Here is an 18159-nt window from a genome sequence, read left to right on the forward strand (position 1 = left end):
CGTGCGCCAGCGAGTGCATCGGCCTCCGGTGCCCCGACGGCCGGCGCCGGTCCGTCGGCCGGCGGCCAGGGCGTTGGCGAGGCCGTCAAGGCGCCGGCGCCCAGCGCTACGCCCAGCGGCCCCGCTGCGTCCGCGAGCGTCCCCGCGGCCGCGCCGACGTCCGCCGACGATGAGCAGCTGCGGGCCGCGGCGCAAAAGAAGGTCGGCCCCGCCGTCTGGGCTGCTGCGAGCGAGCTGACCGCGCCGGTCGACCTGAGCAGCAACCCCGAGGCCGGGCTGCCGTACGCGGCGTTCGCCACGCTGAGTGGCGCGGAGGTCGCCGCGCTCAGCCCGCAGATGCAGGTCTATGTCCCGACGATCGGCTGTGGGCAGCTCAACAACCGGCCGAACGGCTCGATCGACGAGGTCCGCACCGAGGTCGTCGCCTGCTACCAGGGCGGTAAGCTCCTACTCGATAAGGCGACCGTGGTCGGTGACGACATCGCCAAGGCCAGCCCACAGCTCGACCTAAAATCGGGTGGGCAGTTGCTCTGGATTTCAAGGGCGACGGCTCGACGAAGTGGGCCGCGCTGACCCGCAAGGCGTTCGAGGCCACCTCGATCGACCCGTGTTATGCGGCAGCCCAGGTATTGAGTCGTGGTTCCCAGCATTGCGCGGTCGCGGTGGTGCTGGACAAGACGGTCGTCTCGGCCCCGCAGATCGAGGGCGTACTGACCGGCACGTCGCAGATTACCGGCCAGTTCACCGCCGCCACTGCCAAACAGCTGGCCGATCAGCTCAACTTCGGCGCCCTGCCGGTGACCTTTACCTCCGGCCCGGCGCAGACGGTCTCGGCGACCCTGGGCATCCAGCAGCTTAAGGCGGGTCTGCTCGCCGCCGCGATCGGCATGGGCCTGGTAGCGATCTACGCGTTCTTCTACTACCGGTTGCTGGGCTCGGTGATTATCTTTAGCCTGATCCTGTCCGGCCTGTTGACCTTCGGTGCGCTGGTCTTGCTGAGCCGCACCGTGGGCTTCACGCTGACGCTGGCCGGCATCGCGGGCTTCATCGTGTCCCTGGGTGTCGCGGCGGACTCGTTCGTGATCTACTTCGAACGCCTGAAAGACGAGACCCACGAGGGCCGTAGTCCGCGCTCGGCCGTGCCCCGCGCGTGGGTCCGGGCCCGGCGGACGATCATCTCGGCGAACACCATCACCATCATGGCCGCCGTTGTCCTTTACATCGTCTCAGTGGGCGCGGTGCAGGGCTTCGCCTTCGCGCTCGGCCTGTCGACCGTGCTCGACCTGGTCGTGGTGTTCCTCTTCCGGCACCCGATCATGACCATGTTCGCCAACACCAAGGCGTTCCTGTCGCCTCGGGTGAGCGGTCTCGGCCGCGTCCTGCGCCAAGCCTCGACCGTCGAGCAAACCTCGGCCAACCCCGTTTAGCTCGCCTAATGCGCCGTATCCTTCAGCTGAACATAGGCGAGGCAGCTGGAGCGCGTGCTGGCTTCGGTAGGTTGCCGCCGTAGGTGATCCGGTCGATGAACGCGGTGCGGCCGCGGGGCGGAGACGTCTTGGTCCCGCCGAAGAAGGATTGGGCTACATGTCAACGCCGCCCGAATGTTGGATCTGACTCACTTTTCGTGTTCGAAGACTGACCTGAGCGCACCAGAGTCTACTGTGTATTGTCGGCCGCCGTGCGGGTTTCTGATTTTGCTGTGGTTCTGCCTCATCTGGCAGCTGTGGTTGTTGAGAAGGTCGAACGGGTGGCGTCTGGGCTGCGGGTTACGGGTGCGAGCGCCGGCTCGGCGGGCTGCGTGTCCGCGGTGTAGCCGCCGGTCGGGCCGGGTGCATAGCCGATACGAGCGCCGTTTGACTGATGCCGCGGTGGCGGGCTGTCAGATGGAGTTGCGGTTGCGGGTTCGCCGGTTCTTCTGCGACGTAGACTTCTGCCCGGCTCGGACGTTCGCCGAGCAGGTTCCGGGGCTAATTAGCAAATGGGCGCGTCGCAGTCTGCTGATGCGTAGATCGCTTGAGCTGATCGCGCTCGCCCTTGCCTGGCGTGCCGGCGGCCGGCTGGCCGTGCTGATGGGTCTTGCGGCTAGCCTCAGCAGCATGCTGTGTTTGGTCAGGGAGCTGCCGGATTCCGCTGCCGGTGAGGTAGTGGTTCAGGGCGTGGATGATTTCGCGTTGCGCCGGGGCCACCGTTACGCGACCGTGCTGGTCGACGTCGATACCCACCGGCCGATCGACGTGCTGGCCGACCGCGGGGCGGTGACGTTGCAGTGTTGGCTGGCCGCGCGTCCCGCACTACGGGTGATCGGCCGCGCCGGCAGCTATGCCGAAGGCGCCTGGACCGGCGCACCGAACGCCGCGCAGGTCGCCGACCGGTGGCATCTGTGGTAGAACCTCGGCGGGCATGCTGACATGACGGTTGCCCGGCACCTGCGCTGCCTGATCGTCGCACCCGCCGAACCCGCGACGGCGGTCGCAGCCTCAGCACCGATCGCTCCGTCAACCCCCGCCTACCGGTCCAAGCGGGGCCTGCTGGCACCGCGCACCCGGCAGCGCTACCAGCAGGTTAAAGAGCTGCTCGAGCAAGGTGCCACCATTCGGGCGATCTCCCGAGAACTCGGCCTGGCCCGTGGAACTGTGCGCCGGTTCGCCCGCGTCAGCAGCGTCGATGAACTCCTAGCGAAGCCCCACCCCGGACGCCCACGCGACCTCGACGAGCACGCCGACTACCTGCGCGAGCGCCTGGCCATTGGCTTCACCGACGCCGTCACGCTGTGCGCCGAGCTGCGCGAGCGCGGCTACCGCGGCAGCGCCACCACCCTGCGCACCTACCTGCGGCCACTGCGCGCCGCCGTCGGTCGGCCACGGGCGCACCACGGCCACCGAAGGGTCTGTAAAACGAACGGTGTGACTCCTGATCAAGGAGTAGCACCTGATGACGGACCCAGCGATCACCGTGGATACTGCCGCGGTGCTGAAGAAGATCAAGCCAGCCGACGAGGGTGTGGACGCCGAGCTGGTCGGCCGGCTGGTCGAGCAGGCCCGCGCAGCGGGCCTGCAACTGACCGGTGAGGGCGGGCTGCTGCAGCAGCTGACCAAGCGCGTGGTGGAAGCCGCCCTGGACGGCGAGCTCGCCGATCACCTCGGCTATGACAAGGGCGACCCGGCCGGCAACAACGGCCAGAACTCCCGTAACGGCAGCCGCGGCAAGACGGTGCTGACCGAGGTCGGCCCGATCGACATCAAGGTCCCGCGTGATCGGGACGGCAGCTTCGAGCCGCAGATCGTCAAGAAACGCCAGCGCCGGCTGTCCGGGGTCGAGGACATGGTCATCTCGCTGTCGGCGAAGGGCCTGACCATCGGCGAAATTCAAGCTCACCTGGCCGAGGTCTACGGCGCGCAGGTGTCCCGGCAGACCATCTCCACGATTACCGACAAGGTTCTCGAGGCGATGGCCGAGTGGCAGAACCGGCCGCTGGACCCGGTCTATCCGGTGATCTTCCTGGACGCGATCCACGTGAAGATCCGCGACGGCAAGGTCGCCAACCGGCCCATCTACGTGGCCTTGGCCGTCACGGTCGAGGGCACTCGCGACATCCTCGGGTTGTGGGCCGGTGACGGCGGTGAGGGCGCCAAGTTCTGGCTGCAGGTGCTCACCGAGCTCAAGAACCGCGGTGTCGCCGACGCCTGCATGGTGGTCTGCGACGGGCTGAAAGGGCTGCCGGACGCGATCGGGCAGACCTGGCCCCTCGCCGTGGTGCAGACGTGCGTGATCCACCTGCTACGCAACTCGTTCCGTTACGCCGGCCGGCAGCACTACGACGCGCTCGCCAAAGCCCTGCGACCGGTCTACACCGCAGCAACCGAAGCCGCCGCCAAGGCCAGGTTCGGCGAGTTCACCGAGGCCTGGGGCGACCGCTACCCGGCGATCGTCCGGCTCTGGGAGAACGCCTGGGCCGAGTTCGTGCCGTTCGTCGCCTTCGATGTCGAGATCCGCCAGATCGTGTGTTCCACGAACGCGATCGAGAGCGTGAACGCCCGCATCCGCCGCGCCGTGCGGGCCCGCGGGCACTTCCCGAACGAACAAGCAGCACTCAAATGCGTCTATCTGGCGATCATGAGTGTGGACCCGAGCGGCACCGGACGGCGCCGGTGGGCGATCCGCTGGAAACCCGCCCTGAACGCCTTCGAGATGACCTTCAAAGGCCGCCTCAACCCGACCCACAACTAACCGGCGTTACACCGTTCGTTTGACAGGCCCGGGACCGTGGCCGCCAGCGGGGACGTCTACTGGCCGCCTGCGGGGAGGACCAAGTGATCGTCGACAGGCGGCCACGGCGGTGTCGCGGCGTGCGGCGCGGTCGGATTTGCCGGTCTGGTTCTTGACCGGGTCTGCCGCCCGGTTTTGGGTGTTTGCCTGATGGGGGTCTCTCCTTTTGGGTCATGCGGGACCGATATAAGTGAAGACCGGCGGCACAGCGCGTGGCTTGCAGGCGTAGGGCTGTGCCGCCGGGCGGGGAAGCGGTCGAGTCGAGCTCGCGGGTGCGTGTTTGCGGGTTTTGGGCGTGCGGGGCGTCGGCGCCTGGCAGCATGAGGGCTGCCTTCTTCACCACCAGCAGGACGCCGCTAGCTCTCTGCCCGGAAGGAGGCCGGTGGCACTATCGCCTTCCTGCAACCGGGGGAGTGTCACCGGTCGGGCGGTTATTCGAGGTCACGCAATGACCGCCCGACACCCCCAACTTTTTCGCGCCGTGCCTGCCGTTTCGGCGTGGCAAGGGGGGAGCCGACTGGCAAGATCTATGACATCTCCCGGTGGCCGTCGGACAGCCAACGGGAGCCACCGGTGGCATGGTCGCCCTCCGGGCCGTGCCGCCGGGCCTTGATCTAACCGCTACGCCGGCGGTAGCCGTCGAAGGATCGGCGTGGCGATCCGCTGGGGGCTGGGCGACGTGAGACATCTCGCGGACTGCCCTCGTCGCTGCCAGCACCCGGGGCCCGGCGGCACCGCGTACAAACGGGGGTGCGTCGGGCCGCCGGGGTTCTAGCCAGCGCTGCTGTCAACGCCCTTGCCGCGATATTACCGGATGGTGTGGCTTGGCCTCGCTGGTGGTAGCCGATGCCGTCGCTGGTCGGCGATACTGTGCGCCTCCCGAAGGTTCTGGGGAACATGTCGGGTTGACCGGCGGCACGGTACAGAGGCATGCGGTTTACGGGCCGTGCCGCCGGGCGGGGTTGCACGGGGTCGCCGTTAGCGGAAACCGCCGCGCGTCAGGCGACCAGTGCCATATGGTGGTCTTCTCGTGTGGCTCGCGAGGGTGGAACCGGCGGCACAGCACGTGGCTGACAGACATGCGGCTGTGCCGCCGGGCGGCGCTACTGGGGTCGCTTGCTCGCTCAATGGGCGAGATCGCCTTTGCGGGGGCTGGTCCGTTCATTGCGGATCGCGCATTTGAGCTGGCGGGTGGTGCCGGTGAGGGTCCAGCCGCGCCCGCTTGCGTTACCGCTGTGGCCAGTGACGCCCTTGTCGGGCTTGCTGTTGAACATGGACATGACGGGTGCTCCTTTGCTGTTCAGCGCTGGTGCATCAGGTGCGCGAGCGCGGCGCCCATGCCGACACGGCGACCGGGATGCAGGCGACGGCGACGGTGATCGGCCAAGGGGCCGTGGTCCAGCCGGCGGCGGCCATTAGGTGGTAGGCGATCTGGCCGAGGCCACCGACGGCGAGTGAGGCGATCGCTGAGATCTTGGCGAAGCGTCGGGCGTCGCCGGTGGCGCGGCCGGACAGCCACGCGAACAGCGCGTAGGCGGCGTATGTCTCTACGCCGATCGGGAGCGTGATCGCGGTGTTGAGCTGGAAACGGTCGGCGATGCCGGGAAGGAGGGTGACCTTGCCGAAGCCGGTCAGCCGTCCCATCTCGACCCAGCCGCCCCAGATCGCGACGAAGGCGGGCAGGCAGAGGATCTTCACCGGCCAGGTGACCGGCGGACGCTGCGGCTCGGCCTCGATCGCGGGCGGCTCGAGACCGGGACTGTAGAACGAACGGCACCTCTCTTTGTCAAGGTGTCGGCAACAGAGAGGTCTCCGTGTCCTTGAGCATGGTCCGGAAGATGACGTCGGCGAGCCGTCGTTTCAGGCAGCGCATGGCTTCCCTGTGGGTTTTCCTGGCGGCTCGTTTGCGCTGATAGTCCCGGCCTGAGGTGGGTCGCTGGGTCTGGGTCATGGCCATGACGTGCAGGGCGTAGTTGAGCTGGCGGTCGCCGGCTCGCGAGAGGCGATGCCGTTGGACGTCACCGGAGGACACCTCTATCGGTGCAACGCCGCAGAACGAGGCGAACGCTGACTCAGATCGGAACCGGCTGACCGAGCCGGTTTGGGCGAGGATCTTCGCGGCCATGACGTCGCCGACGCCGTGCAGCTGGGTCAGCGTGGTGCCGCTGGCTGTGACGGCGGCGCTGAGCGTGGCGGTTGCTTCGGTGATGCGCCGGTCGAGCCGGCGCAGGTCGGTCAGCAGTTCGACGGCCAGCCGCCGCAGTGTGCGGGCCAGCAGTGTGCGGGGCCGGATGGTTCGCAATGCGGCGGCCGCGGTCTCGGCGGTCAGCTTACGGGGCAGGCCGGAGGGGATGAGTTGAGCCAGCAGGACGTGTACGCGCTTGACGGTCTGAGTGCGGGTGCGGACCAAGTCGTCGCGGTGCTCCGTCACGGCCCGCAGCGCCGCCAGGGCTTCGTCGATCACGGTCGCGTTCAGCCGGGTGGCGGTCAGCGCGGCGGTGCCGACCGAGAGGGCGTCGGCCTCATCGGTTTTGCGGCCGTGGCCGGTGGACAGCGAACGGACTCTGCGGGCCAACTTCGCCGGCACGTTGACGGCCTGGACGCCGTCAGCGGCCAGGCGGGTGGTCAGCGGAGCGCCGAGGCCGGCGGCGCCTTCAATCGCCCAGCTTGCTTCGGGCCAGCGGCGGGCGAAGCGCCACAGTTGGCGGTAGCCGTCGCGGTTGACCGGGACGCGGATCGACGCCACTGGCTGCAGCCGGGTGTCGACCGCGACAGCGGTCCAGGATGCCTTGTGCGGATCAATCGCGATGACCACAGGGCCAGAAGCCAGGTCGGGGACAAATGGCACGTGTTCTCCTCAGGAGAGCCGGAAGAAGTACTTGGATCCGGCGAGGAGGGCAGACCAACTTCGGGCTTAGCAGACCTCTCTTGAGCCACTCTCGCCGGCGGCCGTGGCCGGGACGCATGCCGTTCGGGAGCCAGCCCGCAGGCTGCAGGTGTAACTCGAGCAAACCCTGCCCCGGCCTCGATGATCATGGCTGCAGACCGCGATCACCGCCACCGATCAAACAAGTTGGTGTAACTCCTGATCAAGGAGACGCACCTGATGACCGTCATGACGGACGCCGTGGATACTTCCGCGGTGGTGAAGAAGAAGACTCCGGCGGTCACGCCGGAGGGCGTGGACGCCGAGCTGGTCGGCCGGCTGGTTGAGCAGGCCCGCGCAGCGGGCCTGCAGCTGACCGGTAAAGGTGGTCTGCTACAGCAGCTGACCAAGCGGGTGATCGAAGCCGCCCTGGACGGCGAGATCACCGATCACCTCGGCTATGAGAAACACGACCCAGCCGGCAAGGACGGCGGAAACTCCTGCAACGGGTCGAGGGCGAAGACGGTGCTCACCGACGTCAGCCCGGTCGAGATCACCGTTTGGCGGGATCGGGACGGCTCGTTCGAGCCGCAGATCGTCCGTAAGCGGCAACGGCGGCTGACCGGGGTCGAGGACATGGTCCTGTCGCTGTCGGCGAAAGGCCTGACCACCGGGGAGATCAGCGCTCACCTGGCCGAGGTCTACGGCGCCGACGTCTCCCGCCAGACGATCTCCACGATCACCGATAAGGTCATGGACGGCATGGCCGAGTGGCAGAACCGGCCGCTGGACCGGGTCTACCCCGTGGTGTTCCTGGACGCGATCAACGTCAAGATCCGCGACGGGAAGGTCGCCAACCGGCCCATCTACGTTGCCCTGGCTGTCACCGCCGAGGGCACCCGCGACATCCTCTTACTGTGGGCCGGCGACGGCGGCGAGGGCGCCAAGTTCTGGTTCAGCGTGTGCACCGAGCTCAAGAATCGTGGTGTCGAGGATGTGCTGATGGCCGTGTGCGATGGCCTCACCGGCCTGCCCGACGCGATCAACACCGTGTGGCCCAAAACCGTGGTGCAGACCTCATCTATGCACAATGGCTCGGCCGAGACGATCTCGGTGGTCACTCGCACCGTCCCGGGCAGGACCTGTGCAGACGCGTCACCTTCGAGGTCTAGATACAGACCTGTCCGCCCGGGCGGTGGCGGGCTTCGCATCTGCCAGCAGGAGCAGCGCCACGAGCGCCGAGATGAGGTTCCGCCGAGGCCGGCCACTGCGTGGTGGCCTGGATTCTCGAGGGAGCCACTGTTGTCTCACATCAACCACGCCGCCCAGCCCGGCGAGGTGTTCGCGGGCCTGGACTGGGGCGGATCGTTCCACCAGCTGTGTCTGATCGACTCGACCGGCACGGTGCTGTTGCAGCGGCGGATCATGCATGATGTCGCCGGCTTGGCCGAGCTCGACCTGCTCCTGAGCGCGTATGCCGGTGGCCTGCGCCTGGCGATCGAAAGGGCCGAGGGACTGCTCGTCGAGCACCTGCACACCCGCAACGTCGTGGTCTACTGCGTCTCACCGAAGATCTCCGCCAGGGCACGGGAGCGTTACCGCATGTCCGCCGCCAAGTCCGACGCCTTGGACGCGTTCGTGCTGGCCGACACGCTGCGCTATGAGCACCGGCACTGGCGGCCGCTGGCGGCGCCGTCGCCGCTGCTGGCCGAGCTGCGCGCGGTGACCCGCGACCGGCAACGCGTCCTCTACGCCCAGCAGGCGTGTGAATCGCAGCTACGCGCCATCCTGGAGACCTACCACCCGGCGCCGCTGCACCTGTTCTGCACTCTCGACCGCGACATCAGCCTCGCCTTTATCGCCGACTACCCCACCCCGGCACAGGCCAGCCGGGTCGGCCCCGCCCGGATGGACGCGTTCTGCCGCCGACACGGCTACTCCGGCCGCACCCACCCCCAGGTTCTCGTCGACCGGCTGCGCCCGCACCTGCTGACCGCCGGCAACAGCACCATCGCCGGTAAATCGTTCAGCGCAGAGCTGTTCGTCGACCAGCTGCGCCTGCTCAACACCCAGCTACGCGCCTACGACAAACGGATCAGCGACCTGCTCGACGCCCATCCCGACGCACCGATCCTGCGCAGCTTCCCCGGCATCGGACCCTTCGTGGCCGCCACCCTGATCACCGAGATGGGCGAGGACCGCAGCCGCTCTCCCACCGCCGCCGCGCTGCTGGCCGACACCGGTCTCCCCCCGGTCACCCGCGCCTCGGGCCGCACCCGCCAGGTCCGCTTCCGCTACGCCGCGAACCGGCGCATGCGTCACGCCATCGACTGGTAAACCTTCGTCGCCACCCGCGAAGACGACTGGTCCAAGACCGTCTACGACGACGCCCGCGCCCGCGGCCACAGCAAATACCGGGCGTTGCGCGGCCTCGGCGCCCGCTGGACCCGCATCCTCTGGCGCGGCTGGACCGACCGCACCACCTACGACCCCACCCGCCACCACCCCGAAGACACTGCGCTGACCGCTTGAGCGACCCCGCCCTCACCCGCCGGCAACCCCGCCGCGCGGGCCGTCGCCATGCCCTCAAACAAACTCCTCAGAACACCCCCTGAACACCTGGGATTGACAGCGGGAGTCTGCGTGGTGCACCTGCTGCGCAACACGTTCAAGTACGCGGGCCGCCAGCACTACGACGCCATCGCCAAGGCGCTCAAACCGGTCTACACCGCACCGATCGAGGCCGCCGCCGAGCAACGCTTCCTCGAATTTGCCGAAGCCTGGGGCGACCGATACCCGGCCATCGTCCGGCTCTGGGAGAACGCCTGGGCCGAGTTCGTACCGTTCCTTGCGTTCGACGCCGAGATCCGCAAGGTCGTCTGCTCCACCAACGCCATCGAAAGCGTGAATGCCCGCATCCGCCGGGCCGTCCGGGCCCGCGGGCACTTCCCGAACGAGCAAGCCGCCCTCAAATGCGTCTACCTCGCCGTGATGGCCCTCGACCCGACCGGCGCCGGACGCCGCCGCTGGACCATCCGCTGGAAACCCGCCCTCAACGCCTTCGATCTCGCCTTCGAAGGCCGCCTGTCCGCAGGCCGGAACTGACCCCTTAACAAGATCGAGTTACACCGTTTTCTTGACAGTCCCTTCCATGCGCGGCGACAAAGCCTATGTTGTTCCCGCAGGGGGCAAGGTTGTCCTTATGAAAACGGCGATGTGGTCGCGGATCGTTCGTTGCGGAGCTGCCGTCGATGGTCGGCAGCCTGCGGCTCGCCGATAGTCGGAACTGTGTGTTTGCGGATGCCTTCGTGGGACGCGGCCATCGCACGTGCGATACCAATTAATTAGTGTCAACCCGGCGGTGAGGCCGGCTCGGATGATGGTGCCCGGCATGTCGAGTTGCTGTTCTGCGTCCCGCGACCGAGCGGTAATGACGACGATCCCGTCGGGTGTCAACAGGGGCAGCGAGCCGGCCATGACTGCGGCGAGGCCGTCGATCAACGGCAACCGTCCCCGGTTTGGGTGCCCGGCCGGTGGAGGGTTCCGGCCGGTGAACTGAAGTCCGCCTGCGGTCGGGTCGTGACCGGGCATGGTGCGTCGGCTCGGTGGTGATGTCAGCAGCAGACGCACCTGGCCGCGGACCCCCGCAGGCAGGCCGCGTGGCAGGCGGGTGGCATCACCGCAGACGATCCGCGCATGTCCGGGGGCGCCTGACCGGCTGGCCAGGGCCAGGTTGGCCCGGGCGAGGGCGGTCCAGCCCGGCTCGTACTCGATGCCTGCGGCGTTGCGGTCGGCGTGGATGGCTTCGACGAGGGTGGTGCCGGTGCCGGCTAGTGGATCGAAGACGAGATCGCCGGGCGCGGTGTATCGGCGGATCAGGGCGGCGGCGATGTCGGGTGCCATCCGGTCGGGGTGGCCGCTGGATCCGGAGACGAACCGGCCGTGACGCTGTGCTGCGAGGCCGCGTGTGATGCAGATGCCGGACATGCTCTCCGAGGGGATGCCACGACTGTGCGGCGTCGTGGCGGCTGTGGTGTCTGCGGCGGCCAGCACGGTGGGGCCGCTAATCACCGTGGCCTCGCACGCTGAAGACCAGCAGGTCGACGTGTATCGCTACCGGTTCGGCCACGTGCTCGGCCGGATCGGTGTTGGCGCGCGGCGCGGCGCGGCCAGCGAACGCGACGACGTGTTGCTGCCAGGCCAGGCCTGCCTGCTGGGCCGCCGGAAGCAGCACGGCGCTGTGCTGGCGGTAGGTGTCGCCTGCGGGAAGCTGCGAGATCGCGACGATGGTGCAGCCGTTGCGACGCATCAGCCGCCGGCAGCTGAGGAACAGGGCTGCGGCGCCGTCGGCGTCGGCCGCGGGATCCGCGGCCGGTGGCCAGGACACGACGACCATAGCCAGCTTCCCGGCCACATGCTCGAGCTGGTTGAGCTGGTGCGGGTCGCGGACACTGAGGTAGATGCGCCCGCCCGCCCCGGCGGCGCCGGCAAGGGCGGGATCGGCGCCGACGGACACGATCGTGTCGCCGGGCGCGGAGTAGGCGCCGACCAGTAGTGCCGCCAGCTGCGGCGTTAGCCGGCCGTTTCGAGCGTCGGTTCCGGTCAGATGCGACACAGTGATTGGTACTGGCGGAAGACTGGGGGACAGGTGCAGATCACCGGTGGCGATGAGCGCTGTGGTGCGCAGCGGGCTGCCGGTCAGTTCGTCATCGGTCATAATGCGGTGCGGCTCGTGCGCCGGGCGGACGGTGTTCACGCCTACGCACGGCCCTACCGGCGGCGCAGCACTGCAGCATCGGGCTACCGGTGGGCCAACCGGTACTCCACCGGGTCCTGGATGCCGATGGCAGGTGAGTTCGGTGCGTCCCACCCGCCGGTGAGTTGGTCAACCGTAACCGTCGCGGACAGCCTCGTCGGCACGACGGTCCAGATCCCCGGCGTGTAGCCACCGCAAAGACGTCGGTACCTGCGGGGTGGGCGGCTGGTCACCGGGCGCGGACCGGCGCACCGCTACCGGCATGCGACACGGTGAGCTTATGGCACCACTGGTGGCCGACGGCGGTGACCCGGTACCGGTCGCGATGTCGCAGGTTACATAGGTGCCCGGGCATTGCCTACCGGCCGCATCGTCACCGCTGTCGGCGCGCGGTACCGGCGTGTGCGGTGCGGGCGGGCGTTGCCGGTGACGGCTGGGTGTGGTCCACCCGCCCCCCGATCAGTGGGGGCGGCCGGTTGAGGCCTGCCGCGCTTGGTTCGCCAACCCGTGGGGTGCGCGTGCATGGATGGTCGGCGTTTGGCGCCGCCCGTTCCCGCATGACCCCTCCTCGGGTGGCGCACCTGTGACTCTGATCGGGAGTGATCACCTATGTCCGCGACGACGCCCGGCGCCCCGCGCCGTTCCGCTCGCACCCGCAGTGCCCCGCCGCCGGCCGCCCCATGGCCGTCGACTCCGCTGGACGCCGTCCAGCGCGCTTTCGACCTGCTGGTGTGTCCGCCCGCACCGCTGAGCTTCGACGGACGCCACGTCGACGGCCTGCCAGACCGTGATCTGCCGCTGGATGAGCTGAAGCTGCTGCTGCTGGACGACGCGACCTCGCGAGCCGTGCGCGACCAGGTGTGGCGGGAACTGGTGCTGCGGGCGCGCCGCGACGGTCCGGCGTGGGTGATCGCTGCAGCTGGGCTGGCCCTGCCTGGGCTTCGCCGCGCCGCCGGCCGGCTAAGCATCGGCTGGCACGGCGACTCCAGTGATCGTGATGGCGAGCTGCTGCTGGGTTTCGTCCACCGGTTGGGCACGCTCGATCTCGAGCACGGCCGGATCGCCGGCAAGCTGATCGACGCCGGCGCCCGCGCGGCGAGGCAGGCGCAGGCGCGCTGCGCCGAGGCGGAAGCGGTGAAGGCCCGGGTCACCCGGTCGATGCCGCCGCAGCAGCCGTGGGATCACCCCGACTGGGTGCTGGCGCGGGCGGTGTCGGAGGCGGTCATCAGTCCCGAGGAGTGTCTGCTGATCGCCGAGACCCGCCTCGACCGGATCGAGCTGCCGGTGATCGCCGAACGGCTGGGCGTCAGCGTGGAGGTCGCGTCGGCCTGGCGGCGCAAGGCCGAGCACCGGCTGGCCGCCGCCATCCACGCCGGCGAACTGGAGTGGGTGTCGCTGGCGGCAACCTCGGCCATCGGCTGACCCGGAATGACCGAATGGGTGACCGGCCCGGTCGGCACGGCGGGGTGTCACGTCGCTGCAGCGCCCGCCGGTGGCATGGCAGCGGCGGGATGCGCTGGCGTCGGCGTGCCACGCCGGCCCGTGGGGTTCAGTGGGGTAACCGGCCGGCGGCCAGTGCACGGTGGGGTACCCCACCGGGACCGTCGGTGGCCAAGGAGCCATACCGCAGCCCGGCCGCAGGGTGCGGCGTGAGCTTCCCGCGTCGCCGCCCGGCGGTGTGGCGGGCCGGCCGAGACGGCCGTGTTCACACCCATCCGCTCCAGGCCCTGAAGGAGTCAGGCTCTGACGGCCTGCCTGCCGTCGCGGCGGCGACGCGTTCTCGTCTCGTCGCGCACGCCCCACCGGGGGCGGGAGGTGTCACCACGATGTTGCGCATCATCATCCGGCCGGCCGCGGCGCTCGGCGTGGTCGTGCTGTTCGTGCTGCTGTGCGCCGGGCCGGCAGCGGCAGCGCCCAGCGCGCCGCCGGCCGTCAACGACCTGGCCACGGTCGTCACCAATCTGCGTTACTGGATCACCGGGATCCTCGGCGCCGTCGCCACCTTGTTCCTGTGCATCGGCGGGTTCCGGTATCTGATGGCCGGCGGTGACCCGTCGGAAATCGAGCGGGCCAAGGGCGCGCTGCGTTCGGCAATGATCGGCTACGCGCTGGCGCTGCTGGCGCCGGTGATCGTCACCATCCTCAACAGCATCCTGGTGGCCTGACCGTGCCCGGGTGGCTGCTGCTGCACGCCGTGATCGGCTGGCTCGCCTCGGCCGTGCTGGACATCGTCGAGCTGCTGTGGAAGCTGCTGGAAGGCACCGCCTTCACCAGCCCGGACGTCACCGTGCTGCCGCAGGTCGCCGTGATCACCGCCCGGTCGCAGGGGATCGTCAACGCCTGCTTCGTGCTAGCGGTGCTCGCCGCCGGGATCACCGTGATGACCCACGGCAGCGTGCACAACCGGTACACGGTCTCGGAGCTGCTGCCCCGGCTGGTGATCGGCTGGCTCGGTGCCACCTTCGCCGTTCCGCTGTGCCAATGGCTCATCCGGGCGGCGAACGCGCTGACCACCGCATTCACCGGGGACTCGATCACCGCCACCGGCTCACTGGGCCAGGTCCGGGCGATCACGGTGCAGGCGCTGAGCGATCCGTCGTCGGCGCTGCTGGCGACGGTCGTCGGGGTGTTCATCGCCGTGCTGACCGGGATGCTGATCCTGCTCTGGCTGGTGCGCATCGGTCTGCTGGTGCTGCTGGTCGGGATCAGCCCCCTCGCTTTGGCTTGCCATGCCACCCCCTACACCGAGGCGTGCGCCCGGCTGTGGTGGCGGGCGCTGCTGGGCACCCTGGCGACCGCAGTGCTGCAGGCGCTGGCGCTGCACACCGCGCTGTCGGTGTTCCTGGCCCCGGACGCCAACCTGGCCGCCCTCGGAATCCCGTACGACCCGACCGGCACGATCAACCTGCTGCTGGTGCTGTGCCTGCTGTGGGTGGTCGTCAAGATTCCCGCGCTGATGCGCCGCTACGTCACCCGCGGCAGCGCCGGCCGCAATCCGGCCGGGATGATCATCCGGATGCTGCTGGTGCAGCAGCTGCCGCACCGGCTACCGCTTCCTCGCCGCCGCACCGGTGCTGGGCGCAGCCTCGCCGCCGCCGGTCCGCGGTACCCGTTCGACGGTGGCAGCGGCGGTGTGCGGGCGCCGCGGCCGTGGCCGACCGGCCCGGCCGGACCCGGCAGCCGGCGGCTGCCGCCACCGGGGCAGGCCGGCACCGCCGGGCCGGCCCGGCGGCCGGTGCCGCCGTCCCCACCGCAGCAGCCCGCCGCCGGCGCGGGCCCCGACACCGGATGGCGAAGCCCGACCGGCGGGCCGCAACCGACCCCGCCGCGACCGTCTACCCCCGGCGGCGTCACCCCCGCCACGGCCACGCCCCACCTGCGGCCGCCGGTGCCGCCCACCCGCGGGCCAGGCCCGCGGCCCGGCCGGCCCGGCTGAATCCCACGATTGAAGGAGACGTCCCCATGGACGACATGCAGGTCCGGGCACAGGTGCCCGCCGACATCGAGGCACCCGACAAGATCGTGTGGGGTCTGACGGCGCGGCAGGTGGCCGTTCTGGCCGCTGCGGCCGCGCTCGGCTGGCTCCTGCTCAAAGCCACCGGCGGCCGGCTACCGCTGCAGGTCACGCTGATCGGCGGCATCCCGTTCGCCGGTGCCGCCGTGGCGCTGGCGCTGGGCCGCCGCGACGGGCTGAGCCTCGACGCGTGGCTGCTGGCCGCGCTGCGCTACCGCCGCCGGCCGCGCCGGCTGGTGCCCGCGCCGGAGGGCATCGCGCCTGCACCGGCGTGGGCGCCGCCGGCAGCCGGCGAGCAGCCGCTGTCGGTGCTGCGGCTGCCCGTGCAGGCGATCCGCGACGACGGGCTGCTCGAGCTCGGCGACAGCAGCGCCGTGCTCGTTGCGGCCTCGACCGTCAACGTCGGCCTGCGCACCGGCGCCGAACAGGTCGCCCTGGTCGCTGGCTACGCCCGATGGCTGCATTCGCTGACCGGGCCGGTGCAGATCGTCGTGTCGTCGCGGCGGGTCGAGCTGACCGGGCACGCTCAGCGGATCGCCGCCGCCGCCGGCGCCCTGCCGCATCCGGCCCTGGGCGACGCGGCCCTGGACTACGCCGGCTTCCTGGCCGAACTCGCCGCCCAGCGCGAACCGCTGTGGCGCACCGTCACCATCGCTTGCACCGCCCGCGCCGGACGCAGCGGCGCGGCGGAGGCGGCCCGGCGGGCCGCGCACACCGCCGCCACCCTGGCCGGGCTCGGCGTCGCCACCCAGGTGCTGGATGGGTCGAGCGCGACCGCGGTGCTGACCGCCGCCGTGGACCCCTACCAGAGCACCGACGCCTCCTGGCCGCGGACCGCACCCGGCCGGCCGGTCACCGGCAGATACCTCGGGGAGCAGCGCCCATGACGGCCCGTGGACGCAACATCGCCGCCAGCAGAATCGGGCGGGGGCGCCGGGCGACCGGCACCGGGCCGGCAAGCGTCGCGCCGGCCGGCCCCGAGACGGCCGGCCACGAGCCGGCCGCCGCCGAGGCGGCAGCGGCCGGGGTGGCCAGCACGCTCGGACCGGCCGCCATCGAGAACGGGCCGTCGCATCTGCAGGTCGGCGACGGCTACACCGCCACCCTGGCCATCACCGGCTACCCCAGCGAGGTCGGCCTCGCCTGGCTCGAGCCGCTGCTGTCCTGGCCCGGCCGCGTCGATGTCGTGCAGCACATCGAACCGATCCCTGCCGCGGCCGCCGCCACCCGGCTGCGGCAGCAGCGGGCCCGGTTCGAGGCCAGCCGGCGATCCGACGCCGGCCACGGGCGACTCGGTGACCCCGCGGTCGACGCGGCCGCCGACGACGCCACCGAACTGGCCGAGCGTCTGGCCCGCGGCGCGGCCCGGCTGTTCAAGGTCGGGCACTACCTGTGCGTGCACGCCCCCACCCTGCCGCAGCTGCAGGAGGCGGTGGCTGACGTGCGGGCCACCGCCGCGTCGGTGCTATTGGACACCCAGCCGGTCACCTGGCGACAGCTGCCCGGCTGGACCTCCACCCTGCCGCTGGGGGTGGACAGCCTGCGGCTACGGCGGGTGTTCGACACCGACGCTCTGGCCGCCGCGTTCCCGCTCGGCGGCGCCGACCTGCCCGCCCCGCTGCCCGGCACCGGCGTCCCCACCGGCGGGCTGCTGTACGGGGTGAACACCGCCAGCAACGGCGTCGTCTGGTGGGACCGGTGGGCCTGCGACAACCACAACAGCGTCGTGCTGGCCGCCTCCGGTGCCGGCAAGTCGTACCTGGTCAAACTGGAGACCCTGCGCTCGCTGTACGACGGGGTGCAGGTGTCGGTCATCGACCCGGAGGACGAATACCTGCCGCTATGCGCCGCGGTCGGCGGTGCCGCCGTCCCGCTCGGCGCCCCCGGCATCCGGGTCAACCCGCTGGAGATCCCGTCCGGCGACCGCCGACCCGACGCGCTGACCCGGCGGGCGCTGTTCCTGCACACCCTGACCGCGGTCCTGCTCGGCCAGCAGCCCGCACCCCAGGAACGGGCGGCGCTCGACACGGCCATCACCGCCACCTACGCCGAGGCCGGCATCAGCCACGACCCGGCCACCTGGACGCGGCCGGCGCCGCTGCTACGCGACCTGGCCGCCACCCTGCGCACCGCCGAGCAGCCCGGCGGCCGCACCCTGGCTGCGCGGCTGGCGCCGTGGACCGACGGCTCGTCCAAGGACCTGTTCGACGGGCCCACCACGCATCCGCCGCGCGGGCACCTGGTCGTCTGGTCCACCCGGCAGCTGGCCGACGAGCTGCGCGCCGCCGGCATGCTGCTGGCGCTGGACGCGATCTGGCGGGATGTCGACCAGCCGATCCACGCGGGCGGGCGGCGGCTGGTGGTCGTCGACGAGGCGTGGACGCTGCTGCGCGACGGCGAAGGCGCCCGGTTCCTCAACCGGCTCGCCAAATCCGCCCGCAAACGCCGGGCCGGGCTGGCCGTGGTCACCCAGGACGCCGGCGACCTGCTCGGTTCCGAGCTCGGGCAGGCCGTGGTCAACAACGCCGCCACCCAGATCCTGCTGCGGCAGAGCACGCAGGCCATCGGCGTCATCGCCGACACCTTCGGGCTCACCGCCGGTGAGGCGCGGCTGCTGCTGTCCGCCGGCCGCGGCGAGGCGCTGCTGCTGTCCGGCTCCCACCGCGTCAGCTTCCAGGTGGTCGCCTCCGCGCAGGAGCACCCGTTGTGCGCCAGCGCCGCCGACCTCGACGACACCGACTGGTAACCGCCACCACT

General features: G+C 70.4%; 13 protein-coding genes and 5 pseudogenes. 12 read left to right on the top strand and 6 right to left on the bottom strand.

The features are described 5' to 3' along the window. Window positions 1-9: 9 nt before the first annotated feature. The 3 genes and pseudogenes from secD to ACQP2F_RS14375 form a co-directional block, all read left to right on the top strand. Window positions 10-1427, top strand: a pseudogene (gene secD / locus ACQP2F_RS14365) (protein translocase subunit SecD); the annotation flags it as partial. Between the two features lie 174 nt (window positions 1428-1601). Continuing rightward, the gene (locus tag ACQP2F_RS14370) at window positions 1602-2387 is read left to right on the top strand and encodes a transposase family protein (RefSeq protein WP_433304236.1); all 786 of its coding nucleotides are present in this window, start codon (window positions 1602-1604) and stop codon (window positions 2385-2387) included. A gap of 21 nt (window positions 2388-2408) precedes the next feature. After that, window positions 2409-2597: pseudogene (locus ACQP2F_RS14375) on the top strand (hypothetical protein); the annotation flags it as partial. Window positions 2598-2672: 75 nt separating this feature from the next. On the opposite strand, the gene ACQP2F_RS14380 reads toward ACQP2F_RS14375, so the two are convergent. Continuing rightward, window positions 2673-2879 carry a hypothetical protein gene (locus ACQP2F_RS14380; protein WP_433307971.1) on the bottom strand — a complete coding sequence of 69 codons (207 nt, stop codon included), beginning with the start codon at window positions 2877-2879 and terminating at the stop codon, window positions 2673-2675. A gap of 52 nt (window positions 2880-2931) precedes the next feature. On the opposite strand from ACQP2F_RS14380, the gene ACQP2F_RS14385 reads away from it, so the two are divergent. Further along, window positions 2932-4227 carry an IS256 family transposase gene (locus ACQP2F_RS14385; protein ID WP_433304237.1) on the top strand — a complete coding sequence of 432 codons (1296 nt, stop codon included), beginning with the start codon at window positions 2932-2934 and terminating at the stop codon, window positions 4225-4227. Window positions 4228-5390: 1163 nt separating this feature from the next. Here ACQP2F_RS14385 and ACQP2F_RS14390 read toward each other — a convergent pair. The 3 genes and pseudogenes from ACQP2F_RS14390 to ACQP2F_RS14400 form a co-directional block, all read right to left on the bottom strand. Further along, window positions 5391-5546 carry a hypothetical protein gene (locus ACQP2F_RS14390; protein WP_433304239.1) on the bottom strand — a complete coding sequence of 52 codons (156 nt, stop codon included), beginning with the start codon at window positions 5544-5546 and terminating at the stop codon, window positions 5391-5393. Window positions 5547-5566: 20 nt separating this feature from the next. Beyond that, window positions 5567-5991 (bottom strand): annotated as a pseudogene (locus ACQP2F_RS14395) (ABC transporter permease); the annotation flags it as partial. A gap of 61 nt (window positions 5992-6052) precedes the next feature. Next, the gene (locus tag ACQP2F_RS14400; protein WP_433304241.1) at window positions 6053-7114 is read right to left on the bottom strand and encodes an IS110 family transposase; all 1062 of its coding nucleotides are present in this window, start codon (window positions 7112-7114) and stop codon (window positions 6053-6055) included. Between the two features lie 258 nt (window positions 7115-7372). Between ACQP2F_RS14400 and ACQP2F_RS14405 the strand changes: the two are divergent. The 3 genes and pseudogenes from ACQP2F_RS14405 to ACQP2F_RS14415 all read left to right on the top strand — a co-directional run. After that, window positions 7373-8221, top strand: a pseudogene (locus ACQP2F_RS14405) (IS256 family transposase); the annotation flags it as partial. Then, window positions 8216-9469 (top strand): IS110 family transposase, encoded by a 1254-nt coding sequence (locus tag ACQP2F_RS14410; RefSeq protein WP_433307488.1) that lies wholly within the window; start codon window positions 8216-8218, stop codon window positions 9467-9469. The pseudogene ACQP2F_RS14405 and the gene ACQP2F_RS14410, both read left to right, overlap by 6 nt. Before the next feature lie 303 nt (window positions 9470-9772). Next, a pseudogene (locus ACQP2F_RS14415) lies at window positions 9773-10237 on the top strand (transposase); the annotation flags it as partial. A gap of 63 nt (window positions 10238-10300) precedes the next feature. On the opposite strand, the gene ACQP2F_RS14420 reads toward ACQP2F_RS14415, so the two are convergent. Both ACQP2F_RS14420 and ACQP2F_RS14425 read right to left on the bottom strand, forming a co-directional pair. Beyond that, window positions 10301-11185 carry a DNA methyltransferase gene (locus ACQP2F_RS14420; RefSeq protein WP_433304243.1) on the bottom strand — a complete coding sequence of 295 codons (885 nt, stop codon included), beginning with the start codon at window positions 11183-11185 and terminating at the stop codon, window positions 10301-10303. 10 nt (window positions 11186-11195) lie between these two features. Further along, the gene (locus tag ACQP2F_RS14425; RefSeq protein ID WP_433304245.1) at window positions 11196-11888 is read right to left on the bottom strand and encodes a hypothetical protein; all 693 of its coding nucleotides are present in this window, start codon (window positions 11886-11888) and stop codon (window positions 11196-11198) included. 609 nt (window positions 11889-12497) lie between these two features. On the opposite strand from ACQP2F_RS14425, the gene ACQP2F_RS14430 reads away from it, so the two are divergent. The 5 genes from ACQP2F_RS14430 (at window position 12498) to ACQP2F_RS14450 (ending at window position 18148) form a co-directional block, all read left to right on the top strand. Then, window positions 12498-13310, top strand: coding sequence for a hypothetical protein (locus ACQP2F_RS14430; RefSeq protein ID WP_433304248.1), 813 nt, complete (start codon window positions 12498-12500; stop codon window positions 13308-13310). A 404-nt stretch (window positions 13311-13714) separates the two neighbouring features. Beyond that, on the top strand, window positions 13715-14053 hold the full coding sequence (locus ACQP2F_RS14435) for a pilin (protein WP_433304249.1): 339 nt from the start codon (window positions 13715-13717) through the stop codon (window positions 14051-14053). Window positions 14054-14055: 2 nt separating this feature from the next. Then, window positions 14056-15324, top strand: coding sequence for a conjugal transfer protein TrbL family protein (locus tag ACQP2F_RS14440; protein ID WP_433304251.1), 1269 nt, complete (start codon window positions 14056-14058; stop codon window positions 15322-15324). 26 nt (window positions 15325-15350) lie between these two features. After that, window positions 15351-16289: a PrgI family mobile element protein gene (locus ACQP2F_RS14445; RefSeq protein ID WP_433304254.1), complete on the top strand. Its 939-nt coding sequence runs from the start codon at window positions 15351-15353 to the stop codon at window positions 16287-16289. Continuing rightward, complete coding sequence (locus ACQP2F_RS14450) at window positions 16286-18148, top strand: VirB4 family type IV secretion system protein (protein ID WP_433304256.1); 1863 nt, start codon at window positions 16286-16288, stop codon at window positions 18146-18148. The genes ACQP2F_RS14445 and ACQP2F_RS14450 overlap by 4 nt, the downstream gene beginning before the upstream one ends. The last annotated feature ends 11 nt before the right edge of the window (window positions 18149-18159 follow it).

This window comes from Actinoplanes sp. CA-030573 (genome assembly GCF_050951115.1).
GTDB lineage: Bacteria > Actinomycetota > Actinomycetes > Mycobacteriales > Micromonosporaceae > Actinoplanes.